This window comes from Chryseobacterium sp. JV558 (assembly GCF_033712365.1).
GTDB lineage: Bacteria > Bacteroidota > Bacteroidia > Flavobacteriales > Weeksellaceae > Chryseobacterium.
This window is the reverse complement of record NZ_WJHU01000006.1, coordinates 80,419-105,544: the sequence shown is the minus strand read 5'-3', so window position 1 is coordinate 105,544 and position 25,126 is coordinate 80,419. Positions and strand designations below refer to the sequence as shown.

Genomic DNA, 25,126 nt, shown 5'->3' with positions numbered 1-25,126 from the left:
GGAAAACGCGAAGGCGCAAGTAAATCTGAGATTTTCAGCAAGGGTGCTTTCTAATGGGTTATCTTATCAGAATTTAGTATTAATTTTTATCGGAGATAGAATCTTTGCGCCTTAAAACACGGCATTGATTAAGTTTTGCGCCTTTGCGTTTTCCAACCTATTAAAAAGCTACTCGTAATAACGGATTAGGCTACGATTTCAATAATATTGTTTTCCGGGTCAAGAATTACGCTTTCATAATAGCCGTCTCCGGTGGTACGAGGTTCTCCGGCCACTGTGTATCCGTCTTTTCTCAACATCTCTGTAAGTTCATCTACTTTTTCTTTACTGTCTACTGAAAATGCAAGATGGATGATTCCATATTCTTGTGATTCGTAGGAGTTTTGAGGTTCTCTGAGATCTGGTTTCGTCATTATTTCAAGCCTGCAGCCATTATCAAAGCTTAAAAAGTAAGACTGAAAATTTTTGACAGGATTGTGGTATTTTTCATTGGAGACAGCTCCGAAATATTTCTGATAAAATGCTCTGGATTTTTCAAGGTCTCTAACCCAGATGGCAATATGCTCAATTTTCATTATTAAAAATTTTATTGTTTTACTTTTGCAAAACTAGCCGTACTCCTTTCATCATACCTGCTCCATACTATTCTTTTATTGTTCTGTATTTACCAGATTACGTTTTGAATTATACAAAAGACTTCATATATCGTATTATTTAAAGCATTTATTGATAACATCTTATATATTGTATTGATATGAGAGGGCTTCCTTGTTTCCATTATCGTAATCATGGAGACAATCTAAAAGTTATTATCTTTGTCCATTCAAAATAACATTATGAGTATTCACATCAGTGCAAAAAAAGGAGAAATTGCCAAAGTAGTATTGCAGCCGGGGGATCCGCTTCGTGCACAGTATATCGCTGAAAATTATTTAGAAAATGCCAAACTGGTAAGTAAAACCAGAGGAATTCTTTATTATACAGGTCTTTACAAAGGAAAAGAGATCACTGTAGGAGCTAGTGGAATGGGTTTCCCAAGTATCGGGATCTATTCTTTTGAGTTATTCACAGAATATGAGGTAGAGACGATTATCAGAATCGGGACTTGTGGTGCTTACAATACGGATCTTAAGCTTTTTGATATTTTAAATATTGAAAATGCTGCCAGCGAAAGTACTTATGCCAAATATGCATGGGGAATTGAAGATGAAATCCTTCCTCACCAGGGAAATATCTTTGGTACCATCAATGAAACGGCTAAAGAATTATCATTAAATGCTAAAGCAATCAACATCCACAGTAGTGATATTTTCTACAGAAAAGATCCTGCTACTCCTGAAATTGCTACAAAATACAACTGTCCTGCAGTAGAAATGGAAGCATTCGGTTTATTTGCCAATGCTCAACATTTAGGAAAAAATGCAGCGACTATTCTTACGGTAACGGATATCATTCCTACTCATGAAAAAATCTCTGCTGACGAAAGAGAAAAAGCTTTGAATCCAATGATGGAACTTGCTTTGGAATCAGCAATAAAGAGTTTGTAAAAAGAAAGACAATTTTGTTTATAAAAAAAGAGCTTTACTTTATCAGTAGAGCTCTTTTTTATAGTCTGAAAAAATTTCTGGCCGTTTCTGTGGTCTCATCTGCAACCTCGGAAATACTGATCCTCTTCAGATGGGCAATTGTTTGTGCTACATAAGGTAAAAATGATGGTTCATTTCGCCTGTTCTGCATTCTGGGCATATTTTTCGGCAGCATAAAAGGAGCATCTGTTTCAATCATCATTCGGTCAAGAGGAACATATTTTATAACGTCTTCGAGATGCTTAAATCTTTTTTCATCACTGATGGCTCCGGTAAATCCTAAATAAAAGCCTTTGTCCAGATAGCTCTTCGCCTCATCCAATGTTCCGGTAAAGCAATGTACAACGGCTTCGGGCAATTGGGAAAGGTATTCATCTGTGATCTCATTAAATCTTTTAAATGCGGATCTTTCATGAAGAAAAAGTGGTTTATTGACTTCTATTGCAAGCTCCAGCTGTGCTTTGTAGCATTTTTCCTGAACAGGTCTGGGAGAGAAATCCCTGTCAAAATCCAGACCGCACTCGCCTACTGAAATCACATGATCCTGTTTTAATAATTTCCTAAGTTCAGCGATGCTTTCTCCATTAAAAGATTTGGCATCATGAGGGTGAATTCCGGCTGTTGAGAATAAAATTTCCGGATATTCTTCTGCAATCTCTGCGGATTCTTTACTTCCTCTTACGCTCGTACCTGTGAGAATCATATGTTCAATACCATGATCCAGAGCACGGTTGATAATTTCTTCGTGTTCATTATAGAACTGTTTATTGGTCAGATTAATGCCAATATCAATGTATGTGTTCATTTTTTTTTAAAATTTTTATTATGTGTTATTTTCAAATATAAAAATGGAAGCTGGTAAAAATTTATGACTCCTGTTTTATGGCTGTAAAAATAGAAGTTTAGTACGCAATGTTTTTACGTAGTGCAAAAAACACTAAAAAATGAAGAGGTAAAATCGCTAATCCGGCCTGTGAATATAGAATCTGCTTATTGCAAATCTGCGAGAGTTTTTATTTTCCCACAGATTTCGCAGATGATACAGATGTTTATGCTTTATTTATTCGTTGATGAATTTTTCCAGAAAGCCGATTAATTTTGTTCCTCCATGGCTCCATCGGATTCCGTGGCCTTCTTTTTCCCTGACTTCAAAAACCAGTTCATGTTTGTAATGGAAGAAAATATTCCACCAGGTTCTGTTGTCAAGGATATCATGAATTTTCGCCATTACTTTTTCCTGTTTCTGCTGATTGTTTCCTTTTATTTCTCCCCAGAAATCGTCATCCATTCTTCCAATATGTTTTTCCCAGGCTCTCTGTGCAATGGTAATTTCACTATTGAAGGGTTTCTGACATGCCTTGATCAGCATTGTTTTCAAGGGTGGAATCCCATTTTCATCACGAATGCTCGCGGAGGTTAATCTTTGTCCTAAGATATTCAGCCAATGTTCAAACGGAATTGTTTCCAAAAGTTGTGTTTTCACCTCATCTGAATTGTTACTTTCAATAATGGCGGTAAATTTTTCAAAGCTTTCTTTCCTGTCAATAATTATTTCTTCATTAAAATAAGGTAGGTGAAGTTCTAATGTACTCACTTTATATCTATGAATATTTTTCTCCAGAACTTTTAGATGTTCTTCTGCTAAAACAGCTTTATATTTGCTTTTCCATATTTCTGAAAACAGAGGAACATAAGGTTGAAACAGATTCATACTTACTTCGTTTTGATGAGATTAACAGAAAGATTTTCTTCCTGGATCAGATAAGCAATCAGATTAAACCATTTTTTACAGTGATCAAGAATCCAGGCGTCAGAAGAAATAATGATTTCTGAACTTTCAGCCAGAAATTTATCCGGATTAAACTGCAGATCAGCTTCCCAATTGAGTTGGTGCTGTTCTGCGAATTCAAGAATAATCTGTTTAATTCGTCCACTGTTGGAAACCGGTTTGTCAAATATCCAGACAAGCTTCTGAATCTGGTTTTTCTGGTAAAAAGCAGCCGTCAATTCTACTGCTCTTACCGTCTGATTGACTCTTTTATAGGTTCCATGAACTCCGGAAAGGTCTCTGAAGCAACCATCCAATCCTTCAAATATATAGGCTTCGGAAAGCAGACTTTCCAATAGAATCAGGACATTAAAACCATCGAGGTATACCGTTTTTCCTTTTAAATCTAAAGTTTCCACGTGTTTCGATTGCCTGTTAAAAAGTTGGGAATCTGATGCTGATGCTCCCCTTAAAGCTTGTATTTGGCGGGTTTTCAATCTATATCGGTTACCAACAAGGTCAGAAGCCGCTTTTTCCGGATACTCTCTGGTCAGAAGATACCGCATATCCTCAACACCCAGTTTCAGTTTACTGATCTGTTTCTCTGAACTGAACAAGGTATCATCACCCGTATTTTTTCCGCGGTTTCTGCTATTCATACTCAAAAATAGAATTTTTGGTGAATTTTTATGGTAAGATATTGTTTTTATCTTAGGATATTAAACCACCCCGTCAAAAATTCTTTGAATTTTCGCCACCCCTCCAAAGGAGGGGAATTTGTTACTTCGGTTAGTAATATTTGTCAAAAATATTGTTTTTCTCATTCTAATCTAAAATCTGTTATGTTTTCTACAACAAAAGAGATATTCTGTACAACGTTTTGATATTTATTAGAAATAAGTTTGCAAAGACTTAAAAAATACCCATATGAATACACTGAAAAAATTATGTTATCTGTCTGCAGCGGCACTGTTATCAGCATCTTTCGTTGCATGTTCAAGTGATGACAATGAAATTATTATTGAACAGCAGACTCCCTCACAGGTACTTTCATCTACTCCATGGGAAACTACAGGAGCTAAAGATAAAAACGGAAATAGTGTAGCACTTACAGATGCCAGCGTATCCGGATATGTAGGTTTTGCTTACTTCAAGGCAGACGGAAAGTTTGCCATTTATAACCTGACTGATGTATTAAGATCTATGGGAACATGGTCTGTAGATGCACAAGGAAAAACAAGAACAATTGCCGCACTGAACCCGGATGGAACTACTATTTTCACCCGTGATGTTGAAATTCTTGTTTTGAACAGAAATGAATTCACGTACAGAATCCGTCCTAACTCAAGTGATCCTTCTGTGTATTATGACATCATCCACACAAGAACTTCTCATGCAGAACCTTCTAACGGTCAGCTTACGTTAGCTTCTACTCCATGGGAAACAACTGGTGCGAAGGATAAAAGTGGAAATAATGTTGCATTAAATGATGCCAGTGTTGCCGGATTTGTAGGATATTCTTACTTCAAAGCGAACGGAACTTTTAAAATTTTCGGATTAAATGATATGTTGAGATCTGAAGGGACATGGTCTATTTCTCCTGACGGGAAGAAGAGAACTCTTACCACTCCAACTTTTACACGTGTTGTGGATATTCTGCTTCTGAACGAAACTACGTTTACTTACAGAATTACTCCTGATGCAACCAATCCAACTGTATTTTACGACATCATTCATACTAAGGTAAACCATAAGGAGCCTTTGTAGTAATTATTTTTTTGATAAGAAGGAAGAAACCTGCTCAGCAATGGGCAGGTTTTTATATTAAAATTTCGCAAAACCACAAAAGTCACAACAGCTTCCATTTTAAAATACTTTAATGAGTTTAAAAATGATTCCGCAGAGAAGCTCACATAAGATGAAAATCAAAGATTTTCATAAAACTTAGGGGTACTTATCAAGCACGAGGCTTCGTTCTAAAAAACTTTTGTGTTTAAAACTTTTGTGTCTTTTGCGGTTAAAAATAATCAATGTAAAAGTTTAGATAGCTATAAAAAATTAATCTCCTTATTCATTACCAACAGTCCTCCCACCATTTTTTCCAGTTTATGGTTCCTAACTGATCCAGATCTACTTTTTCTCCGATCATAGGAAGGGTAATTGGTACATTGTTTTCTTCCGCATGTTTTGAGGCCAGTTCCAGAGGTTCATACCATGTGTGCTGTGCCAGCTTGAATTTGGAATTGTGGACAGGAATAAAGTTCTTAGCTTTCAGTTCTTTTATTTCTGTCATCAGCTGATCTGGCAAGGTATGAATGTAGGGCCACTTTTCGTTATACTGTCCGTTTTCCATGATGGCCAGATCAAACGGGCCATATTTATCTCCAATTTCTGTAAAATGATTTCCATAACCGCTGTCTCCGCCCAAAAATAGTTTTTTCGTAGGTGTTTTTAAAACAAAGGAAGTCCAGAGTGAGATATTGCGGTTCAGCAATCTTCCTGAAAAGTGTCTTGCAGGGGTAAGCGTAATTCTGAAACCTTCTGCGATGTCTATGCTTTCCCACCAGTTTTTTTCGATGATTTTGTCAAAACTCCAGCCCCAGTATTCAAAATGCTGGCCGGTTCCCAAACCACAAATCACTTTTCCTACTTTATCTTTTAATTCCTGAACAGTTTTATAATCCAGATGATCCCAGTGGTCATGTGAGATAAGCAGGAAATCAATATCCGGTATATGTTCCGGTTTGTAATAATCGGCGCCCTGAAAAGCTTTTATGGATCCTGGCATCGGGGAAGCGTTTCCACTGAAAACAGGGTCTATCAGAAATTTTTTGCCATCTACCTGTATGAAATAAGAACTGTGCCCAAACCATATTAAAACGTTTTCTTCCGGCTGAAGGTTCTTTAGATCAGTTACTACAAATGGAAGTTCTGTCTTTGGTGAAGTATTCTCTACTTTACACAGGGTATGAAAAAGTACCTTGGTCATACTTTCTCCTTCCAGTAAAGAAGGTGTTGTCAATATATTCTGAAATCTCCCATTAAGATAATTGGGAAGTGTATTGAAATATTCTTTTCTTTTTTCATCGGGAAACTGCCCGAGCTGCTTTTTTAAATTTTTCATTCCCTTTATTTTTTACATTCTGAGCCTTTCTTCTTCAAGGTCCAGTCTTGTTAGATAATGTCTTATATATTCTTCGTCAATATTTGGGTTGCGTCTGTTTTCTTCCCGAAGCCAGATTCTTTGCTGTTCGAGGGTTTCAAAATAGATTGCTTTAGCTTCTTCAGACAGCTTATGAATAGAGTCTTCTTTATCTTCCTGTTCCCAGCGGTCCATCAATTTGCTAAAATATTCATTTTCGCTTCTTCTTTCTTTATAATTTTCATCCAGATATTTAAAGGCTACCCTCCGCATTTCCCTTCTTAAGAAATGTTCAGATTCTTCCTCTGACAAATATCCTCCTCCGATATCTGATAAATTGAGCTTTTTGATCAAAGCAGGTAATGTAAGTCCCTGGATAATCAAAGTAGCAAGAATTACAATAAAGGTAATGAAGAGAATGAGATCACGGTGTGGGAAAGGCTGCCCGTTTTCCATCACTACCGGAATAGATAATGCCGCTGCAAGAGAAACCACCCCGCGCATTCCCGTCCAACCCATCAGTATTGGAGCTTTCATTCCGGGGTTTCTATCGGCTACATTAATAAAGTTTCTCATAATCAATGTTACAAAAACGGCACCGAAAGAAGAAAGCAAACGAACAATGATCAGTACAACTGTAATCAGCAGTCCGTAACCAACAGCATCGGATAGACTTATTCCTTCTTTGTTTAAACCTACCATAATTTCCGGAAGATCCAATCCGATGAGTAAGAACACGATTCCATTGATCAGAAATACAAAACTTTCCCAGACATTGGAACCTTTTAACCTGGATTGTGAAGTTCTGAAAATTTCATGTCTTCTCACAGAAAGAAATAGCCCTCCGCTCACTACAGCGAGTACTCCCGAAGAATGAACTTCTTCCGCAGCAATGTACATCACATAAGGAGCTACCAGACTTAGTATAGCATCCATATTAACATCGGTAGGAAATATTTTTTCAATTTTAAGGAATACAAAAGCCAATACAACTCCAATTCCCAGACCTCCGAAGACCATCCATCCAAAACTAGTGGCAGCATCCTGCCATATAAACTGTCCTGTAGCCACTGCTACCATTGCAAACCTGAAAATGATCAGCGAGGAAGCATCGTTGAACAGGCTTTCCCCTTCCAGAACGGTTGATAGATTTTTAGGAACTTTTACAAATTTTAAAATAGCTCCGGCACTCACAGCATCTGGTGGTGATACAATGCCGCCCAATACAAAGCCTAATGCCAATGAAAATCCGGGAATGTATGAATTCGCTACAAAAGCCACAGTTATTGCGGTAAGAAAAACCACAATGAAGGCAAAACTGGTGATAATCCTCCTCATTTTCCATATTTCCTTCCAGGAAACGGCGAAAGCTGCTTCGTATAAAAGCGGAGGCAGGAAAATAATAAAGATCAGTTCGGGATCAATTTTTAACACCGGCAGTCCGGGGATAAAACTGATAAGAAGTCCCGCAATAACCAGTATGATCGGATAGGCTACTTTCAGCCGATTAGCCAGCATAATGGCCCCGATAATGACAAGGACCAGTCCTAAATAATAAATAAAATTTTCCACCATTGCTTTTTCAATTAATTTTAAACCATGTCCGTGTTTACCAAATAACAAAATTTAAAAGAAAAATAAATATAAGCATAAGATTTTGAGATGTGAAAATAAATTTGATTGGGGGAAATTTTTAACAGATAGATTTTTAATGTAAATAAACATGATCTTTAGAAAGCCATTTGACCAATCCCAGCATAATACATCCTAATATAGAGCATAATAGAATCATTACCGCTAAAGTCTTCGCAAACGCTGTCCAATATTCCTTTTTATCAAATGTAAAATCTACAGGATTGATATTGTATGTAGTATAAACGGAAGGATTGATACGCAAATCCGATCTGAAGTAAACAATTCCCTGAATATATTTTCTCCGCAAAGCTTTGAGATTGACAATATAGCTGCTGTAACCCGCATCCACTCCATCAAAATCTACGTTTGTTACAGAATCATTATGTTTTACTTTTAATACATAGATTTTATTTCTGGGGCTAAGATCTACATCATACTCATCCGCAAGGTTATATTTTTCCAGATCCTGGTAAAGAATATGATCAATTGTACCATCATTTCTTTCATAATGAACTCCCTTATCATCAACTATAATCTTTTTAACTTCTCTTTTTCTGACTGTCTTCTGATAAAGAATAAAACGGTATAAACCAAAACCTAAGGCCGGATAGAACAATATTGATACTACAAAAAGCATTGCAGTATTTTTACAAATGATAACGGGCAATATCAATAACACTAAAAACATCACCAATAATAAAAGTACGGCCGACGTTCTGGTCAGCCACGTCATAAACCTCCATGACTTAGAAACTAACGGCAAAAAATCTTTTCTTACATCCTCTTGCATCTGTTCAAGATACAAAAAAAGTCAATAACATAAAAGAGCCACAGTGGCACACCATGACTCTTTTTACTCAAATTGAAAATAAGATATGATTAAATTGAAACTATAAGATCGTATATGTTTTTTCCGTAGTTGTAGTGTAAGTATCAGAGATCACATTGTCTACAAATCTCCATTCTGCCATAGAACTTCCCATTGTAAATTTCACATGCAGATACCCTCTTTTATAGAGATTGGCATAATCAAGATCATCAATCAGTAATGAAAAAGCCTGCGCCAGTTCTATTGCTTTTGTAGGATCAGACGTAATTCCCAAGTAGCCTTCTAATCCCGAAGAAGAAACAGAGCTGCATGCCAGTTCGGTTCCGATAAATTTGCCTTGAGCATCAGTTAACTTTCCTAGCCACGCATTGTGGGTATCTCCTGCCAGTACCACTACATTTTTCCCTGCAAGAAGGGAATACAGCTGTTCTCTTTCCATGAAATATCCATCCCACGCATCCAAATTATACGGCAAAGTAGTTGTGATTCTTGCAATTTCCTGTGGTGTTAATGTCGGATCCTGCTGTTGGTGTCTTGTCTTAAGAATAATCAATTGTGTGATGGTATTCTGAAGGGCCTGCATGGTTGCCGGCTGTGCACTTCCGTGCTGTTTTATTTCTGCTAAAATCTGATTCAGTAACATCAGAAGTTCTGCAGGAACCATCATTTTGGTCATTAAAATCTGCTGTCCAAGCACCTTCCATTTTGCAGTATCCCCATTAATCTGAGAACCCAGCCATGACATCTGTTCGTTCCCGATCAGTTTTCTGCTGGTACTCAGGAAATCTGTTTTAAATTGCACCTGATTGAAATTCCCTGCATTATCCAGATAATCAGAATATTCCATTTGTTTATCTCTTGCAATCACCCTTGTATCCATCATATAAAGAGAAACGATATTTCCGAAGTTGAAACTTCTGTAAATTCTCATATCTTTCCCTGTCTTAAGAGGAATATATTCACTGTACGCCTGGAAAGCTGCCATTTTTCTGGCCTGGAAATCTCCTTCGTTGGGTTGATGGTTTTCTGCCCCGGATTTATAGGTATCATTGGCAAATTCATGGTCATCCCAAACACAGATAAATGGTTTTTTCTGGTGAAGAAGCTGAAGGTTTTTGTCGCCTCTGTACTGCCTGTATCGTTCTCTATAATCACTGAGGTTAAGAATTTCCTTAGCCGGCTGATGGGCTCTTCCTAATTGATTGGTATAAGGGTTTGTTCCGTATTGTCCCGGAGCATATTCATAGATGTAATCTCCAAGATGTACCACTACATCGGCTTCAGATTTAGCAATCGCTCCATAGACATTGAAAAGTCCTGCAGGAAAATTGGAACATGACACAACAGCCATTTTCACTTCATTTACGGCATCTGATTTTGAAGGCAAAGTAAGGGTTTCTCCTGTTACACTTGCTTCTTTAGTTTTGATATTATAGAATCTGTAGTAATATTTGGTATTGGAAGAGATATTCTGTACATCTACGGCTACCGTAAAGTCATTTACTACTGTAGCATTGGCCTGGCCTCTTCTTACCACTTCTGTAAAGTTGCTGTTCTTACTGATCTCCCATGTAATTTCCGCATCTGTACCTTTAGAATATCTTGTCCAGATGATGATTCCCGCTGCACTTGGATCAAAGCTTGCTACTCCGGATTCAAATCCTCCGTTTTTAAGATCATCAGGGGCATTACCGTTTTCAGTAAAATCGTCGCTGCAGCTTTCAATTAAAGGAGCTATGAAAATTCCTCCGGCTGCTAAAAGTGAATTTTTAAGAAATCTTCTTCTGTTGAATTGGTTATTGTTTTCCATCATTACTTTTTTTGCAAAGCAACGGTATCTGTGGAAGAAGGCTGTTAACTGAATTTTAAATGTATTTTATGGTTTTTTAAACAAATGTTTAATGTTATGCATAATAGATTTAAAGGAATAAAATGTCTCTTTTTAAGAAAATAAAGGTTGTAATCGATATCTATTTTTGAATAGCTATTCTCTTTTTTCTTACATTCACAACCTTGAAAATTATATAAAAACTAATAACAAAATTACATGGCGAAAAAAATAATTCTCCTGTTGTTAATTGTATCGATAGGATATTTTTTCTATAACCCAATGATTCTATCACTAGCAGACATAAAAGATCCCGAACCTTTTAATCTTATACCTGGTCAGACATTTAAATTAAAAGATATTCCGGAACTGAAAAACGCTCAAAATACAGTTGTATATATTGTTTTAGACCATGAGGATAGAAAAGACATAAGTCCCAAAATTTCAAAATGGAAAATTTTAACATCAAGCAACTCAACTCTGGTAAATGGTTTATTTAATTGTGAGTTCAAATACTCCGGATCGGATGTATCAACAGTACAGAATATGATGTACATTTACTCAAATAATACGCTAATTTTTGAAAGTGAAATTTCCCTGGATTCAGGTAGTTTGGGAATTCAAAATAGAGCTACAGGCTGGGTAACTCCTGTTGAAAACAATCATTTCATCAGCATTATAGGCCAGTTTGACAGATATAATCTACCAGTTTTGATTATTAAATAGTATGCTTTATAAAAAAACCGCTCACATTACGTAAGCGGTTGATTTTCTGTGGTCCCACCTGGGCTCGAACCAGGGACCACCTGATTATGAGTCAGGTGCTCTAACCAACTGAGCTATAGGACCTCAAAACTTGGTTAAATTTTGTGTTTGCAAAAATAGTAAAATTTCTTTTACTACAAAATTTTTTATTGCTTTTCTTGGCAAAGTTCTACCAGCACGCCGTTTGTAGACTTTGGGTGAAGGAAGACAACTAATTTATTATCAGCACCTTCTTTCGGTTCTTCGGAGATAAACTGAAATCCTTCTTTTTTTAGTCTTTTCACTTCTTCCACAATATTTTCAACGCCAAATGCCAGATGATGGATGCCTTCCCCCTTTTTATCGATGAATTTTGAGATCGGACTTTCAGGATTACTGGCTTCCAACAGCTCAATTTTACTTTCTCCTGTTTCATAGAAAGAAGTTACAACCCCTTCCCTTTCTACAGATTCTTTTTTATAGGATTCTTTTCCTAGTAGTTTAGCAAAAAGCTCGTCAGAAACTCCTAAAGACTTTACGGCAATACCAATATGTTCTAGCTTCATAAATACTAATAAATATAATTAAATCGTAAATTTGATACTACAGTGTAATTTCAAAGTATCAATTCAAACAAAAGTACTAAATTTGCAGAAATTATGGAAAGTAACAGACAAAGAAAAGTAGCACAGATTATTCAGGAAGACTTCGCAGAGCTTTTCCGCAAACAGGCTTCAGAAAGTAAACAGAGCATTTTAGTATCTGTTTCAGATGTAAAAGTAACTGCTGACTTAGGAATTGCTAAGATTTATTTAAGCATTTTCCCACAGGAATTTCGTACCGCAGTGATGAAGGAGATTGAAGAAAACAAACCTCAATACAGAAAATTCATCGGACAGAAAATGTCAAAACAGGTACGTATTATTCCACAGCTTAACTTCTACCTTGATACTGCTCTGGATGATGTTGAAAAACTGGAAAGAGAATTAAGAGGCGAAGGCGACAATCCTGTTTTATAAATCTTGAAGAATATTGCATTTTACATAGCATCCAGATACCTTTTGGCTAAAAAAGGCAGCACCGCGGTTACATTCATTACGTGGCTGTCTGTGGGTGCCATGACGGTTGCTGTGACTGCAATGTTCGTCATTATTTCTGTTTTTTCAGGCCTTGAGGACCTGAACAAAGACCTTATTTCTAATCTTCATGCAGATCTTACTATAAAAAGCACTTCCGGAAAAACTATTAAAAATCTGGACACTGTCAATAAGGTGCTAGGTTCGCAAAAAGAAATCAGCAGCTTCTCCCGTGTTATTGAAGAAAAAGTATACATCAGTTTCAACGGAAAAGGAGATATTGCTTATTTAAGAGGTGTTGATTCTGCATACACCAAAGTGAACCCTATCAATAAAGACGTTTTCTACGGAACTTATCCAAGCTTCAAATATTCCAATGAAGTATTGATGGAAAATAGTCTGGACAACAGACTTTCTATTCCTGTGGATTCTTCCAACCATTATGCAACAGTCTTTATGCCTAAACCCGGAACAGGGATCATCAATAAAGAAGAAGACATTTATAACAAAAGAGATATCTCGGTAACCGGTGTTTTCCCCGGAAAAGATCAGCTGGACAGCTATATTATCTCCCCCATTGAGCTTGCGGAAGAATTACTTAACCTTCCCAAAAAATCTGCTTACCAGATTGTCATTAAACTAAAAAATCCGGAAAATGCAGATGCTGTAAAACAAAGTCTGCTTTCTTCTCTCGGAAAAAATATTGAGATCAACACTAAGGAAGAAGAAAATGCAGCTTTCTGGAAGATGATCAACACTGAAAAACTTTTCATCTACCTGATTTTTGCACTGGTTATCTTCATTACCACTTTTAATCTTGCAGGAGCGATTATTATCCTTCAGATTGATAAAAAGGAGCAGGCAAAATCACTTATTTCATTCGGCTTTCCTTTAAGCCACTTGAGATTGACCTATTTCTACACCGGCCTCCTGATTGTTGTTTCCGGAGTGATTACCGGATTGATTCTTGGAACTGCACTTTGCTACTTCCAACTCTACACAGAATTCTTCAGAGCCAATGAAGTGCTTCCTTTCCCTGTAAAAATTGTAGGCAAAAATTATCTTATTGTTGCCCTTACAGCTTCCCTTTTCGGAATCACTATTTCATGGTTTTTCTCAAAAATCAGCAAAGAATATATTACTAAGAACTAATCTCCCAGGTTTGTATATTACATTAAGTTAATATACTTCGGTTTCATTTTTTCGTACCTTTACGCCCCAATTTTAAATAAATGAAACGAATTTTATCTTTTTTACTGTTAAGTATGACATTTATCGGCGGTTTTGCACAAGCTCCCGCAGGATATTATAATCAATCACCAACCTTAACAGGTGCTGCTCTTAAAACAGCTCTTAAAACCATTATCAGCAATGGACATGTTGACCATGGATATGGTGGTTTATGGACAGGCTATGCCACTACAGACCGTGATTATTTTTATGAAAATGACGGAACCATACTGGATATTTATTCTGAAAATCCAAATGGACCGGATCAGTATAATTTCATCCTGGGAACCAACCAATGTGGATCTAATGGTTATGCTAATGAAGGTGACTGCTACAACAGAGAGCACGTAATTCCTCAGAGTTTATTCAACAGCGCTTCTCCTATGGTAGCTGATATTCATTTTATCCGTGCTACAGACGGAAAAGTAAACGGAATGAGATCCAACTACCCTTTCGGAGTTGTTGGTGCGACTTCTTTCATCTCTAAAAACGGATCAAAATTAGGTACATCCGTATCAGCGGGATACGCAGGTACTGTATTTGAGCCTATTGATGCTTTTAAAGGAGATATTGCCAGAATGTTCTTTTATTTTGTGACAAGATATGAAGACAAACTTTCTAATTTCACTACCGGTGATATGCTTGGTAACACAGCATTCCCGGGACTGCAGCCTTGGGCATTGAATCAATATTTAGCATGGAATGCAATGGATCCTGTATCTGCGGAAGAAATTGCAAGAAACAATGCTTCTTATACCTACCAGGGAAACAGAAACCCTTTCATTGATCACCCTGAGTATGTTACTCAAATCTGGGGATCTCCGGTAATTGATAACCAAGCACCTACAGCAGCAACCAACGTTGTCGCTAACAACCCAACTTCAAACTCTGTTGCAGTAAGCTGGACTGCCGCTACAGATAATGTAGGAGTAACTTCTTACCAGGTTTATGCTAACGGTACTTTAAAAGCTAATGTTTCCGGTACAACAACATCTACTATTGTATCAGGATTAGCTCCACTTACTCAATATACTTTCTATGTAATTGCTAAAGATGCTTTCGGAAACTCTTCTCCGCAAAGTACAACCGCTACAGAAACTACTCTTGACACTCCTGCAGGAGGCGGAAGTTGTAGTACTGAAGATTTTGAAATGATCACAGGAGCAGCAAATACTTATCTGACAGCAACCTGGACAAACAACGGAATTTCATGGACTGCTACAGACGCAAGAGTTGACCAAACCATCAACAATAAAGCAATCACAATCAGAAATGGTTCTTTAACAAGTTCAACACTTTCAAGCGGAATCCAGAATTTAACTTTAACAACACAGTTAAAATTCTCCGGAAACGCAGGATATTTCAATGTTTTTGTAAACGATGTTAATGTAGGAACTATTCCTTACAGTAATGTTGCAACTACAACTACCATTAACAATATAAACGTAAGTGGAAATGTTGTTATAAAGCTGACAAATTCTTCTACTTCCAACAGAGTTGCTCTTGATGACCTTAGCTGGGCATGTTTCGGTACATTAGGAGCTGCTGAAACTCAAAAAGACAAATCAGAATTCACGATCTATCCTAACCCGGTAAAAAACAATGAATTATTTGTAAAAGGAGAAAACCTTAGCAAAATTTCAAAAGCCGATATCTATGACCTTTCAGGAAAATTAATTGAAACGATCACTAACCCGTTCAAACATTCAAATAAAATTAACCTTAAAGGTGCTGTAAAAGGAACTTACATCCTTAAAACAGATAATTTCTCTACAAAATTTATCGTAGATTAATTATTAAAAAATATTTCTAACCAAGGCCGGATTTATCCGGTCTTTTTTTTACTTTTGATCTATGGATTCCAATAAAAAATTAGGATTGATAGGAAAAAATATTTCCTATTCTTTTTCTAAAAAATTCTTCGAAAATAAGTTCCAGAAGCTCATGCTGAAGAACTTCTCCTATGATATTTTTGATCTGAACGAAATCAATGAAGTGGAAAACCTTTTTTCTTCTCCAGACCTTTTAGGATTCAATGTTACCATTCCCTACAAAGAGAAAATCATTGATTATCTTGATGAATTAAGCGATGAAGCAGAGAAAATAGGTGCCGTAAACTGTGTTCTTATCCAGAATGGCAAAAAAACAGGTTATAATACGGATGCTTTCGGATTTGAAAAGACCCTTCTTTTACACAAAACCTCTTCGCAGGATAAAGCATTGATCTTAGGAAACGGCGGCGCTGCAAAAGCAGTCAAATATGCGCTAGATAAACATAACATTCCTTCTATAACCATTTCCAGAAGTACAGAAATCAATTTTGAAAACCTTGATAGAGAAACCGTTGCGGAACACAAAATAATCATTCAGTGTACACCGGTAGGTACTTTCCCGAATGTTAAAGACTGTCTGAATTTCCCTTTTGATGGACTTTCTTCTGAACACCTGATCATCGATCTTATCTACAATCCCAACTATACCCAATTCATCATCAATGCCTCTGAAAAAGGAGCAAAGACCGTGAATGGATATTATATGCTTGAACAGCAAGCAGAAAAAGCTTGGGAAATTTGGAATTTTCAAAAAAAATAACATAAATTAGTGCTTTAATTGGCCTTAAAGCTATATTTAAAGGATATAAACGCCATTCACATAAAAGATTTGCTATGACTACAGAAAACAATCTTTCTGAAAACGAAGAAAAGAACAATCCTAACGAAGTATCTCAGGACACATCAGAAAACCCGGTTTCTCATGATGCAAACCGACATGAAGATGATGCAGAGCACCTGGAAGAACATGAAGAGGTAGAAATTTCTCTGACTGATGCTTTAAAGGAAATGGAAAAAATCATCAACACTCCCAACGCCGGTGAGAATTTCAAAAGATTCAGCCAGCTGAAGGAAAAAGCAAGTCATTATATCCATGATGAAGTGGAAGACAAAAAGCATGAATATGTAGAAGCCGGAAATCCTGCTGAAAATTTCAGCTATGAGCATCCTTCTCAGACTAAATATTCTGCATTGGTGAATATTTTCAAGGAAAAACATGACAACTTCCAGAAAGGACAGGAAGAGGAGCAAAAGAAAAACCTTGAACACCGTCAAAGCATTATTGAAAGACTTAAAAATCTATATACCAATTCTGAACCGGGAGTCAATCTTTTCAAATCCATCCGCGAAATTAAAGAAGAGTGGTCAAAAGCCGGACAGGTTGCAAAATCTGAATTCAAAATTCTTAACAATAATTACTTCCACCACCTGAATCAGTTTTATCAGATGCTGGATCTTAATAAAGAATTTCTTGAGCAGGAATATAGCCACAACCTGGAAAAAAGAGAGCACATTATTGCCCGCGCTAAAGAGCTGGAAAACGAACCGGTGATCCAGAAGGCTTTAAATGAGCTTCAATACCTTCATAAACTTTGGAAAGAAGAGGCTGAGCCTGTTGCAGAGGAGTTTCGTGAAAAAACATGGGAGGAATTCAAAGAAATTTCCAACAAAATTCATGAGAGAAAATCTGAGCTTTCTGCTTCTATTGAAAAAGAACAGACTGTAAATCTTGAAAAGAAAAACGAGATCATTGCTGAAATCAAGAAACTTTCTGAGCCATCAGAAACTCCTAACCACAACTACTGGCAAAACGCCATCAAAAGAGTTGAAGATCTACGTTCTGACTTCTTAAAAACCGGAAGCGTTCCAAGAAAATTATCCAACCAAAACTGGAATGATTTCAAAACAACACTGAGAGGGTTTAATACAACGAAAAATAACTATTATAAATCGTTGAAAGGTTCACAGCAAGCGAATCTTGAAGAAAAATTAAAACTAATCCAGACTGCACAGGACAATATGAACAATGAAGAATGGGATATTGTAGTTCCATTATTCAAAAAACTGCAGGAAGACTGGAAAAAAGTAGGCCACGTTCCAAAGAGCATGACCAATAAAATCTGGGATGAATTCCGTGATGCTTGTAATGCATTCTTCAACAACTACAGAGAGAAAAGCAATACTTCCACCGACAACTGGAAAGAAAACTATAAAAACAAAAAAGCGCTTCTTGATGAGTTGAAATTGGTTTCCAATGAGGAAGGCAGCATCGAAAAAATTGAGCAGATCAAAACTTCATGGAATAATATCGGTAAAGTTCCAAGAGATAAAATTTCAATTAATTCTGAATTCAACAAAACATTGAGAGAGAAATTGAAAATAAACAAAATCAACGAACTTGAACTGAAAGAAGAAGGGCTGTCTGAAAACCAACTTACTGACAAAGCAAGAAAGATCAAAAACCAGATTTCTGATCTTGAAGGTGAAATTGTAAAACTGGAAAACAACCTTTCTTTCTTCAACAAACCATCTAGAGAAAATCCTCTTTTAAGAGACACTTACAACACCATTGATGAGAAAAAAGCTCATTTGGAAACATTAAAGCAGAATCTTCACAGCATCATTAGCGGAGATTAATAAATAACAAAATAAATAAAGGCGGAGCAAAGCAATTTGTCTTCGCTTTTTCTTTTTATAAACATGAACAACGACGAACTATATATCAAAAGATGTATCGAACTGGCGCAAAAAGCCCTTGGCAAAACCTACCCCAACCCTCTTGTAGGCAGTGTGATTGTACACAACGGAGAGATCATTGGTGAAGGCTACCATCATAAAGCAGGAGAAAACCATGCTGAGATCAATGCCATCAATTCCGTTAAAAATAAAGACCTTATTCCGGAATCTACCATCTACGTATCCTTGGAACCCTGTGCGCATTATGGAAAAACTCCGCCTTGCGCTTTAAAGATTAAAGAATTAGGATTTAAAAAAGTGGTTATTGGCGCTATGGATTCCCACGATAAAGTCAATGGCAAAGGAAAGAAAATCATCCAGGATGCAGGAATTGAAGCTATTTCAGGAGTCCTGGAAGAAGAGTGTATTGAGCTTAATAAGAGATTTTTCACTTACCATGAAAAGAAAAGACCCTATATTATCTTAAAATGGGCAGAATCTGGTGACGGATTTTTAGATAAAGACTTTAGACCAACGGCTGTTTCCAATACTCTGGTGAATCAGTTTGTTCATCAGTTAAGAGCTGACGAGCATGCTATTTTAGTAGGAACCCAAACTGCTTTAAATGACAATCCAAGTCTTACGGTAAGAAATGCTGAAGGAACAAACCCTGTCAGAATTCTGATCGACTTTGACTTAAAAGTTCCAGCCAATTTCAATATTTACAATAATGAAGCAAGGACATTGGTTTTAAATGCTGTAAAAGAAGGCATGGAAGGACCTATTCAATTTATTAAAATCAATAAGGATAATTTTCTTTCTGAACTTATGGCAGCATTGTATAAAGAGCAGATACAGTCTGTCATTATTGAAGGCGGCCGTTTTACACTGCAGCAGTTTATTGATGCTGATCTTTGGGACGAAGCTATTGTCATCAAAAATGAAAATTTAAAGCTTGAAAACGGAACAAAAGTGCCTGAATTCAATCACACAGCAGCTAAAATTGAAAATTTAAGAGATAATACCGTTTCATTCTTTAGAATAAAATAAAGGCATTTTATCACCAGCAAATGAAATAATTTCTTTACATTAGTTTACAAAAAAATTACTATGAAAAATTTAAAGAAAGTTTCAAGACAAAATTTAAAGAAAGTAAATGGAGGAAGCGCTCCTGAATGCTGCTCATTTTATCCACCTTCATTACAACACTGCTGTGCAACGCCTTCAAGTATGAGCTGCCCACCACCTTGGGCAGATGGAACATTCTCATGTTAATATTATTGAATTAATCAAACAAAAAATATTACCATGAAAAACTTAAAAAAAGTATCCCGAACCAGCATGAAGACCATCAAGGGAGGTATTTTCGTAACATGCATATTACCTAATGGACAGTCTACAAGATGCAGAGATCACTGTCCTCAGGATTTTTGCGGCCCAACAAGTTACATGTGCCTGATTCCAATGGATCTGTGTGGAGATGTGATGTAAGATCATAATTTTTACATTTAAAATATATAAGCCGTCAAAATTTGACGGCTTAATTTATGATCATGATGCAAAATACTAAAGCATTTAATATTTTTGTATCATTAAAGCCGGAATATACCATGACGTTTGAATACAAAACCATAGAAAAACCCATAGAAAATACTCTTTTAAAGGAAAAAGGGAGCAAGTTTATCGGATTTGCTTTCCCGGTAACCCATGAAAGAGAACTGAAGAATGCACTGGAGAAAATAAGGGAAGAGCATCCCAAAGCTACTCATCACTGCTATGCCTTCAGAATGGGATTAAATGGTGAAAACTATCGCGCCAATGATGATGGTGAGCCTTCCGGAAGTGCAGGATTACCTATTTACAATCAGCTGTTAGCTAACGAGGTCACCAATATTCTTGTGATTGTAGTCCGGTATTATGGAGGAACCAAACTAGGAGTTTCAGGATTGGTAAAAGCCTATAAAGAATCTGCCAAGGTCACATTGGAAGAAGCCCAAATCATTACCCGTGAACTGGAAACAGAGGTAGAGATTCAGTTTAATTTCAATCAACAGAATACAATATTCACTCTGCTTTCAAAATTCGATGCCAAGGTTTTGAATTTTGATGCTAACGAAAACTGTATTCTTACAGCCTCATTGAAACTGGCACAAAAAGAAAACATCTCGGAAAAACTCTCCGAGATGCAATATGTTTCATTTGAATTTAATGATTAATCTCTCCTTCCGCTAAGAAGTAATGATCCCCAGTAAAGAAGCTGTGCCAGAGATCCTAAAGCCGCTACTACATAAGTTCTAGCCGCCCACTTCAGACTATCCTGTACTCCTACAAATTCTTCTGCGGTTACAGTTCCCGTATCTTTAAGCCATTTCATAGCTCTGTTACTTGCATCATATTCCACAGGAAGCGTTACAAAAGCAAAGAGTGTTGTCACAGCAAACATGGCAACTCCAATAGCAAGAACAGTTGTATTCCCATTGGGGTTTTCCATCGTTCTTGATGCAGCCATTACCGCAATACCTGCTATAAGGACAAATTGCATCAGAGTGGAACTTATATTAACAATAGGAACCAGTTTTGAGCGTAAATTCAACATAGAGTATCCTACAGCATGCTGTACAGCGTGTCCGCATTCATGAGCTGCTACTGCGGCTGCAGCGGCATTTCTTTGCATGTAAACCCCTTCAGAAAGGTTCACTGTTTTATCTGCCGGATTATAGTGGTCCGTCAACTGCCCGGGAACAGATATTACCTGAACATCATTTATCCCGTTATCTCTCAACATTTTTTCCGCTACTTCTTTCCCCGAAAGGCCATTTCGAAGGTGTACATTGGAATAATATTCAAATTTAGATTTCAACCTGGACGAAACCCACCAGCTCACCAGCATTGAAATACCAATAATGATATAATAACCCGCCATTTTATATAGATTTTGTGTTTAATTTTTATCCATAATGATATAAAAACTGTGCCAAAGTATAAGATATTATTATTTATATTTGTCCTTAAATTACCATCAAAAGTTATGTCTAAGGTTTCAATTATTGAAGTAAAAACAGCCGGTCAACTCAAGCAATTCGTAAAATTTCCGATGGATCTGTACAAAAATAATCCGTACTATGTTCCATCCTTTATTAAAGACGAAATGAAAATATGGGATGCAAAAGAAAATCCGGCATTCCTCTATTCCGAATCCAAGCAGTTTCTGGCACTAAAAGACAGTAAAGTAGTGGGAAGAATTGCTGTAATTATCAATCATAAAGAGGAAAAAGAACTGGACATCAAAAAAGTACGCTTTGGGTGGATCGATTTCATTGATGATGCAGAAGTTTCTAAAGCGTTGATCCAAACAACTATTGATTACGCCAAAGAACATAACATCAATAAGATTGAAGGACCTATGGGATTTACCAATCTTGACAAAGCAGGTATGCTGACAATGGGATTTGATAAACTGGCAACAATGATTGGAATTTACAATCATGCCTATTATCCTAAACATCTTGAAAATCTTGGATTAACCAAAGAAAAAGAATGGGTAGAATATGAGATGAATTTCCCGAAAGTACTTCCTGAAAAAGTAGAGAAATTCAGTGGATTAATTGCTCAGAAATACAAACTCAGCGTTCTTGCATTCAAATCAAAGGAAGAAATTCTCCCGTATGTAGAACCTATGTTCAAACTATTGGACGAAACTTATAAACACCTTTCTACGTATACTCCAATTTCTGATGAACAGATCAAGACATACAAAGAAAAATATTTTCCATTCATTGATAAAAATTATGTGATCTGTGTAGTGGATGAAAACAAACAGCTGGTTTCTTTCGCTATTACGATGCCTTCTTACTCTAAAGCTTTACAAAAATCAAAAGGGAAACTATTTCCTTTTGGATGGTGGCATTTTTTACAAGCCGGTAAAAAGAATGACAGAGCCAATTTTTACCTTATTGGAATTCACCCTGAATATCAAAGACGTGGCGTAACGGCTATTATCTTTAAAGAAATTTTTGTAAGATTTACCAGTATGGGAATTAATTTTGCTGAAACCAACCCTGAACTGGAAGAAAATAAAAGTGTACAGGTCTTATGGCAGGATTACAATCCGGTAAATCATAAGAGAAGAAGAACCTATTCGATGGAGGTGAATAAGTAATATTGTATTTTGTAAAAATAATGTACAATGTAAAAAGTGCATTATAGGGTGCAGGAATAAGAAAGGTTAAATAATATCCGGATAATTTATAATCTAAACGAGTTTTAAATCTTCAGTCCTGCATCCCCGAAAACACTACACCCTCTCACCCATTATCTGCTAGCTAAAACCTATAAATCTTTACTCTATGAAACCGCAGCTTATTATTTTCGCTATTTTAATCGCTGGATTTATCAGTTATAACTTATTTTTCCAGTCACAGGATGACAGGACAAATACGGTGATTAATATTGCTTTTGCCAGTATTCTTTTTGGATACATCTCTTTTATAGCTTACACTCTTTTGAAAAAAATAAAAAAATAAAAAATATTAAATCATAATCAGATTCTATGAAATAAATCTATATTTACTCTTGCTAATAACCACCTTCATGAACAAAATATTACTATTCTTCGGAATATTCCTTATTCCGACATCAATATATTCTCAGGAATTTTACGTCAACACTTTTTCGGTAAGCAATTATATTAACTTTATCAATAATGTATACAGATTTGACGTTTCCGGTCCTTCAGAAGTTGTGGAATCATACTGTACTCCCAATGTTATAGCCAATGAAATCTACACAGACATTGCCATTGACAGCAATAACAATATGTACTACCTTACCGGTTCAGGTTTATTATACAGAAAAAAGAATACAGATTCCAGTTGTGAATTTCTAGGTGATTTTACTACTGGTAATACTACAGCCAATTCATTAGTAGCCGATTCCGGAAACTATCTTTATGCTGCAGGAAATAATCCTAATGCATTATACAGATATGATATGAATACCGGTATTTTCACAGAGATTGGCAATCTGTCTGATGGGCAAACCCCTTCGGGAGATCTGTTTTTCTATGAAGGCAGACTTTTTCTAACCATCATCGGCGGTATTGTTGAGATTAATATGGAAAATCCTTCACAGAGCTGTCCTTTTATGGCAATCAATACACAGAATCCATACGCCGCTTTTTCTATTGATTACGGAACATATTCAAAAGCATACCTTATAACGTATGAAAACAATAAATCTACCTTCTCTGAAATTGATATGATCAACAAACAGATAGGAGATCCAATACGTACTTATAATCATCTTATCTACGGTGCAGCAGCCCGCTATACTTTAACATCCACCAATTCCACCTGTACTCTGACCCCATTGAGCACCAAGGAAAATCTTTCACAAAAAACATATTTTAGCGTAAGCAATCCTTCTACCCATAAAATTGTATACAAAACCAATATTGAAAGCAACCAGATTATCTCCATCCAGCTGTTTGACAACTCCGGAAGACTTATCAAAGACTTCTCTAATCAAAACAATATTGGAACTCTGGATATCTCCAATATCCCTGATGGCCTATATCTTTTGACAGTTACTACAAAAAATGGGGAAAAACACACTAAAAAAATAATCACTAAAAGCTAATTTTTATTGATTCTAAATTACTGATTTCACTCATTTTCATCCGACTTTTAAGCTTATTAATTTCATGCTTTCTTGTTTATTCGCTAAATTTGCAAATTGAGATAATAATGCAAAAATGAATTTACCTGAAAGTTATATTCCAATCCTTATCCAGGCTGGTGTAGCAGTAGGATTTGTAGCTGTTTCTTTACTTGGGGCACATTTCTTGGGGCCACAACAGAAAAAAGGAAACTCTGTAAAAAACCAAAGCTGGGAATGCGGGATTCCTGTAGAAGGAAATGCGAGAACACCGTTTTCTATCAAGTACTTCCTGACTGCGGTATTGTTCGTACTATTCGATATTGAAATCGTATTCTTTTATCCTTACGCAGTAAACTTTAGAGAATTCGGCATGGAAGGATTCCTTGCTGTGCTTACGTTCGTTGCGATCTTCTTCGTAGCGTTTTTCTATGTTTGGAAACGCGGTGCGCTGGATTGGGATAAATAAATTTTAACATTAAAAGATTGAACAATTTAATCATTGAAATGAGAAATGATAATTTTTAAATGCTTAATCTTTAAATATTTAACAAAAGAAAATGTCAGATAAAAAACCAGTAATAAGAACAGATGCACCTGCTCCCGAAGGATATGAAGGAGAAGGGTTTTTCGCAACAAAACTGAGCAGTGTAATCGGGATGGCAAGAAAGTTTTCACTTTGGCCGTTACCATTTGCTACCTCTTGTTGTGGTATTGAGTTTATGGCTACCCTAAACCCAACGTATGATGCTTCAAGATTTGGTATGGAAAGAAACTCTTTCTCTCCAAGACAAGCAGATATGCTGATGGTTTGCGGAACTATATCAAAGAAATTAGGACCAGTCCTGAAAGAAGTTTACACTCAGATGGCAGAGCCGAAATGGGTAGTAGCAGTTGGAGCTTGTGCTTCCAGCGGTGGTATTTTTGATACGTATTCTGTACTTCAGGGAATTGATAAAATTATTCCGGTAGACGTTTATGTTCCTGGATGTCCTCCAAGACCTGAACAGATCATTGAAGGTGTAATGCAGGTACAGGCTCTGGCTGAAAGCGAAAGCATCAGAAGAAGAGATATGCCTGAATATCAGAAATTATTAGATTCTTACAACATAAGCAACTAAACGG

Annotated in this window: 27 protein-coding genes and 1 tRNA gene; 17 read left to right on the top strand and 11 right to left on the bottom strand. The window is 36.5% G+C overall.

Annotated features, from left to right (window positions below; genetic code table 11):
* Positions 1-185 precede the first annotated feature (185 nt).
* A complete protein-coding gene (locus tag GFU89_RS18960) occupies positions 186-575 on the bottom strand; it encodes a VOC family protein (protein ID WP_318848622.1) in 390 nt (129 codons plus the stop codon).
* A gap of 261 nt (positions 576-836) precedes the next feature.
* Here GFU89_RS18960 and deoD point away from each other — a divergent pair, with 261 nt between their 5' ends.
* On the top strand, positions 837-1,547 hold the full coding sequence (deoD, locus tag GFU89_RS18955; protein WP_309434035.1) for a purine-nucleoside phosphorylase: 711 nt from the start codon (positions 837-839) through the stop codon (positions 1,545-1,547).
* 58 nt (positions 1,548-1,605) lie between these two features.
* On the opposite strand, the gene GFU89_RS18950 is transcribed toward deoD, so the two are convergent.
* The 3 genes from GFU89_RS18950 to GFU89_RS18940 form a co-directional block, all read right to left on the bottom strand.
* Entirely contained in the window at positions 1,606-2,391 is a 786-nt protein-coding gene (locus tag GFU89_RS18950; RefSeq protein ID WP_318848621.1) for a TatD family hydrolase, read from the bottom strand.
* 255 nt (positions 2,392-2,646) lie between these two features.
* The gene (locus GFU89_RS18945) at positions 2,647-3,297 is read right to left on the bottom strand and encodes a hypothetical protein (RefSeq protein ID WP_318848620.1); all 651 of its coding nucleotides are present in this window, start codon (positions 3,295-3,297) and stop codon (positions 2,647-2,649) included.
* 2 nt (positions 3,298-3,299) lie between these two features.
* A complete protein-coding gene (locus GFU89_RS18940) occupies positions 3,300-4,013 on the bottom strand; it encodes a DUF434 domain-containing protein (protein ID WP_318848619.1) in 714 nt (237 codons plus the stop codon).
* A 268-nt stretch (positions 4,014-4,281) separates the two neighbouring features.
* Between GFU89_RS18940 and GFU89_RS18935 the strand changes: the two genes are divergently transcribed.
* Positions 4,282-5,121, top strand: coding sequence for a DUF4822 domain-containing protein (locus tag GFU89_RS18935; protein ID WP_318848618.1), 840 nt, complete (start codon positions 4,282-4,284; stop codon positions 5,119-5,121).
* Positions 5,122-5,428: 307 nt separating this feature from the next.
* On the opposite strand, the gene GFU89_RS18930 is transcribed toward GFU89_RS18935, so the two are convergent.
* The 4 genes from GFU89_RS18930 to GFU89_RS18915 form a co-directional block, all read right to left on the bottom strand.
* Positions 5,429-6,478: an MBL fold metallo-hydrolase gene (locus GFU89_RS18930; RefSeq protein WP_318848617.1), complete on the bottom strand. Its 1,050-nt coding sequence runs from the start codon at positions 6,476-6,478 to the stop codon at positions 5,429-5,431.
* 12 nt (positions 6,479-6,490) lie between these two features.
* Positions 6,491-8,071: a Na+/H+ antiporter gene (locus GFU89_RS18925; protein WP_318848718.1), complete on the bottom strand. Its 1,581-nt coding sequence runs from the start codon at positions 8,069-8,071 to the stop codon at positions 6,491-6,493.
* 133 nt (positions 8,072-8,204) lie between these two features.
* Positions 8,205-8,768 (bottom strand): hypothetical protein, encoded by a 564-nt coding sequence (locus GFU89_RS18920; RefSeq protein ID WP_318848616.1) that lies wholly within the window; start codon positions 8,766-8,768, stop codon positions 8,205-8,207.
* A 253-nt stretch (positions 8,769-9,021) separates the two neighbouring features.
* Entirely contained in the window at positions 9,022-10,773 is a 1,752-nt protein-coding gene (locus GFU89_RS18915; protein WP_318848615.1) for an alkaline phosphatase D family protein, read from the bottom strand.
* A gap of 234 nt (positions 10,774-11,007) precedes the next feature.
* Here GFU89_RS18915 and GFU89_RS18910 point away from each other — a divergent pair, with 234 nt between their 5' ends.
* A complete protein-coding gene (locus GFU89_RS18910; protein WP_318848614.1) occupies positions 11,008-11,514 on the top strand; it encodes a hypothetical protein in 507 nt (168 codons plus the stop codon).
* Positions 11,515-11,563: 49 nt separating this feature from the next.
* Here the strand turns inward: GFU89_RS18910 and GFU89_RS18905 are convergent.
* Together GFU89_RS18905 and mce are read right to left on the bottom strand one after the other, a co-directional pair.
* Positions 11,564-11,637, bottom strand: a tRNA-Ile gene (locus GFU89_RS18905).
* A 62-nt stretch (positions 11,638-11,699) separates the two neighbouring features.
* Positions 11,700-12,098, bottom strand: a complete 399-nt coding sequence (gene mce / locus GFU89_RS18900; protein WP_047377770.1) for a methylmalonyl-CoA epimerase — start codon at positions 12,096-12,098, stop codon at positions 11,700-11,702.
* Between the two features lie 93 nt (positions 12,099-12,191).
* On the opposite strand from mce, the gene rbfA reads away from it, so the two are divergent.
* The 9 genes from rbfA (at position 12,192) to GFU89_RS18855 (ending at position 20,562) form a co-directional block, all read left to right on the top strand.
* Entirely contained in the window at positions 12,192-12,551 is a 360-nt protein-coding gene (rbfA, locus tag GFU89_RS18895) for a 30S ribosome-binding factor RbfA (RefSeq protein WP_318848613.1), read from the top strand.
* A 3-nt stretch (positions 12,552-12,554) separates the two neighbouring features.
* Positions 12,555-13,760, top strand: a complete 1,206-nt coding sequence (locus GFU89_RS18890) for an ABC transporter permease (RefSeq protein WP_318848612.1) — start codon at positions 12,555-12,557, stop codon at positions 13,758-13,760.
* 80 nt (positions 13,761-13,840) lie between these two features.
* Positions 13,841-15,631: an endonuclease gene (locus GFU89_RS18885; protein WP_318848611.1), complete on the top strand. Its 1,791-nt coding sequence runs from the start codon at positions 13,841-13,843 to the stop codon at positions 15,629-15,631.
* A gap of 61 nt (positions 15,632-15,692) precedes the next feature.
* Positions 15,693-16,430: a shikimate dehydrogenase gene (gene aroE / locus GFU89_RS18880; RefSeq protein ID WP_318848610.1), complete on the top strand. Its 738-nt coding sequence runs from the start codon at positions 15,693-15,695 to the stop codon at positions 16,428-16,430.
* Between the two features lie 74 nt (positions 16,431-16,504).
* Positions 16,505-18,307, top strand: a complete 1,803-nt coding sequence (locus GFU89_RS18875) for a DUF349 domain-containing protein (RefSeq protein WP_318848609.1) — start codon at positions 16,505-16,507, stop codon at positions 18,305-18,307.
* 63 nt (positions 18,308-18,370) lie between these two features.
* Positions 18,371-19,396, top strand: coding sequence for a bifunctional diaminohydroxyphosphoribosylaminopyrimidine deaminase/5-amino-6-(5-phosphoribosylamino)uracil reductase RibD (gene ribD / locus GFU89_RS18870; RefSeq protein WP_318848608.1), 1,026 nt, complete (start codon positions 18,371-18,373; stop codon positions 19,394-19,396).
* Between the two features lie 60 nt (positions 19,397-19,456).
* Positions 19,457-19,621 carry a bacteriocin-like protein gene (locus GFU89_RS18865; protein WP_318848607.1) on the top strand — a complete coding sequence of 55 codons (165 nt, stop codon included), beginning with the start codon at positions 19,457-19,459 and terminating at the stop codon, positions 19,619-19,621.
* Positions 19,622-19,654: 33 nt separating this feature from the next.
* Complete coding sequence (locus GFU89_RS18860) at positions 19,655-19,837, top strand: bacteriocin-like protein (protein ID WP_318848606.1); 183 nt, start codon at positions 19,655-19,657, stop codon at positions 19,835-19,837.
* Positions 19,838-19,902: 65 nt separating this feature from the next.
* Complete coding sequence (locus GFU89_RS18855; protein ID WP_318848717.1) at positions 19,903-20,562, top strand: YigZ family protein; 660 nt, start codon at positions 19,903-19,905, stop codon at positions 20,560-20,562.
* Here the strand turns inward: GFU89_RS18855 and GFU89_RS18850 are convergent.
* Positions 20,559-21,269: a zinc metallopeptidase gene (locus GFU89_RS18850; RefSeq protein ID WP_318848605.1), complete on the bottom strand. Its 711-nt coding sequence runs from the start codon at positions 21,267-21,269 to the stop codon at positions 20,559-20,561. The two genes, GFU89_RS18855 and GFU89_RS18850, sit on opposite strands and share 4 nt — an antisense overlap.
* Before the next feature lie 105 nt (positions 21,270-21,374).
* Between GFU89_RS18850 and GFU89_RS18845 the strand changes: the two genes are divergently transcribed.
* The 5 genes from GFU89_RS18845 to GFU89_RS18825 all read left to right on the top strand — a co-directional run bounded on the left by GFU89_RS18845 (position 21,375) and on the right by GFU89_RS18825 (position 25,122).
* On the top strand, positions 21,375-22,505 hold the full coding sequence (locus GFU89_RS18845) for a GTP cyclohydrolase (protein ID WP_318848604.1): 1,131 nt from the start codon (positions 21,375-21,377) through the stop codon (positions 22,503-22,505).
* A 187-nt stretch (positions 22,506-22,692) separates the two neighbouring features.
* Positions 22,693-22,869: a hypothetical protein gene (locus GFU89_RS18840; protein WP_318848603.1), complete on the top strand. Its 177-nt coding sequence runs from the start codon at positions 22,693-22,695 to the stop codon at positions 22,867-22,869.
* Positions 22,870-22,936: 67 nt separating this feature from the next.
* The gene (locus GFU89_RS18835; protein ID WP_318848602.1) at positions 22,937-23,983 is read left to right on the top strand and encodes a T9SS type A sorting domain-containing protein; all 1,047 of its coding nucleotides are present in this window, start codon (positions 22,937-22,939) and stop codon (positions 23,981-23,983) included.
* Positions 23,984-24,098: 115 nt separating this feature from the next.
* On the top strand, positions 24,099-24,470 hold the full coding sequence (locus GFU89_RS18830; RefSeq protein WP_047377762.1) for an NADH-quinone oxidoreductase subunit A: 372 nt from the start codon (positions 24,099-24,101) through the stop codon (positions 24,468-24,470).
* 91 nt (positions 24,471-24,561) lie between these two features.
* Positions 24,562-25,122, top strand: a complete 561-nt coding sequence (locus GFU89_RS18825) for an NADH-quinone oxidoreductase subunit B (protein ID WP_002983540.1) — start codon at positions 24,562-24,564, stop codon at positions 25,120-25,122.
* Positions 25,123-25,126 lie beyond the last annotated feature (4 nt).

Bases quoted from the DNA above. Each gene is read 5' to 3' on its own strand.
- mce (WP_047377770.1), bottom strand. From the start codon at position 12,098: ATGAAGCTAGAACATATTGGTATTGCCGTAAAGTCTTTAGGAGTTTCT.
- GFU89_RS18925 (WP_318848718.1), bottom strand. From the start codon at position 8,071: ATGGTGGAAAATTTTATTTATTATTTAGGACTGGTCCTTGTCATTATC.
- GFU89_RS18845 (WP_318848604.1), top strand. From the start codon at position 21,375: ATGTCTAAGGTTTCAATTATTGAAGTAAAAACAGCCGGTCAACTCAAG.
- GFU89_RS18920 (WP_318848616.1), bottom strand. From the start codon at position 8,768: ATGCTTTTTGTAGTATCAATATTGTTCTATCCGGCCTTAGGTTTTGGT.
- GFU89_RS18835 (WP_318848602.1), top strand. From the start codon at position 22,937: ATGAACAAAATATTACTATTCTTCGGAATATTCCTTATTCCGACATCA.
- GFU89_RS18940 (WP_318848619.1), bottom strand. From the start codon at position 4,013: ATGAATAGCAGAAACCGCGGAAAAAATACGGGTGATGATACCTTGTTC.
- GFU89_RS18850 (WP_318848605.1), bottom strand. From the start codon at position 21,269: ATGGCGGGTTATTATATCATTATTGGTATTTCAATGCTGGTGAGCTGG.
- rbfA (WP_318848613.1), top strand. From the start codon at position 12,192: ATGGAAAGTAACAGACAAAGAAAAGTAGCACAGATTATTCAGGAAGAC.
- GFU89_RS18945 (WP_318848620.1), bottom strand. From the start codon at position 3,297: ATGAATCTGTTTCAACCTTATGTTCCTCTGTTTTCAGAAATATGGAAA.
- GFU89_RS18830 (WP_047377762.1), top strand. From the start codon at position 24,099: ATGAATTTACCTGAAAGTTATATTCCAATCCTTATCCAGGCTGGTGTA.
- GFU89_RS18865 (WP_318848607.1), top strand. From the start codon at position 19,457: ATGAAAAATTTAAAGAAAGTTTCAAGACAAAATTTAAAGAAAGTAAAT.
- GFU89_RS18825 (WP_002983540.1), top strand. From the start codon at position 24,562: ATGTCAGATAAAAAACCAGTAATAAGAACAGATGCACCTGCTCCCGAA.
- GFU89_RS18915 (WP_318848615.1), bottom strand. From the start codon at position 10,773: ATGATGGAAAACAATAACCAATTCAACAGAAGAAGATTTCTTAAAAAT.
- GFU89_RS18855 (WP_318848717.1), top strand. From the start codon at position 19,903: ATGCAAAATACTAAAGCATTTAATATTTTTGTATCATTAAAGCCGGAA.
- GFU89_RS18875 (WP_318848609.1), top strand. From the start codon at position 16,505: ATGACTACAGAAAACAATCTTTCTGAAAACGAAGAAAAGAACAATCCT.
- GFU89_RS18930 (WP_318848617.1), bottom strand. From the start codon at position 6,478: ATGAAAAATTTAAAAAAGCAGCTCGGGCAGTTTCCCGATGAAAAAAGA.
- ribD (WP_318848608.1), top strand. From the start codon at position 18,371: ATGAACAACGACGAACTATATATCAAAAGATGTATCGAACTGGCGCAA.
- GFU89_RS18960 (WP_318848622.1), bottom strand. From the start codon at position 575: ATGAAAATTGAGCATATTGCCATCTGGGTTAGAGACCTTGAAAAATCC.
- GFU89_RS18840 (WP_318848603.1), top strand. From the start codon at position 22,693: ATGAAACCGCAGCTTATTATTTTCGCTATTTTAATCGCTGGATTTATC.
- GFU89_RS18935 (WP_318848618.1), top strand. From the start codon at position 4,282: ATGAATACACTGAAAAAATTATGTTATCTGTCTGCAGCGGCACTGTTA.
- GFU89_RS18885 (WP_318848611.1), top strand. From the start codon at position 13,841: ATGAAACGAATTTTATCTTTTTTACTGTTAAGTATGACATTTATCGGC.
- GFU89_RS18860 (WP_318848606.1), top strand. From the start codon at position 19,655: ATGAAAAACTTAAAAAAAGTATCCCGAACCAGCATGAAGACCATCAAG.
- deoD (WP_309434035.1), top strand. From the start codon at position 837: ATGAGTATTCACATCAGTGCAAAAAAAGGAGAAATTGCCAAAGTAGTA.
- aroE (WP_318848610.1), top strand. From the start codon at position 15,693: ATGGATTCCAATAAAAAATTAGGATTGATAGGAAAAAATATTTCCTAT.
- GFU89_RS18910 (WP_318848614.1), top strand. From the start codon at position 11,008: ATGGCGAAAAAAATAATTCTCCTGTTGTTAATTGTATCGATAGGATAT.
- GFU89_RS18950 (WP_318848621.1), bottom strand. From the start codon at position 2,391: ATGAACACATACATTGATATTGGCATTAATCTGACCAATAAACAGTTC.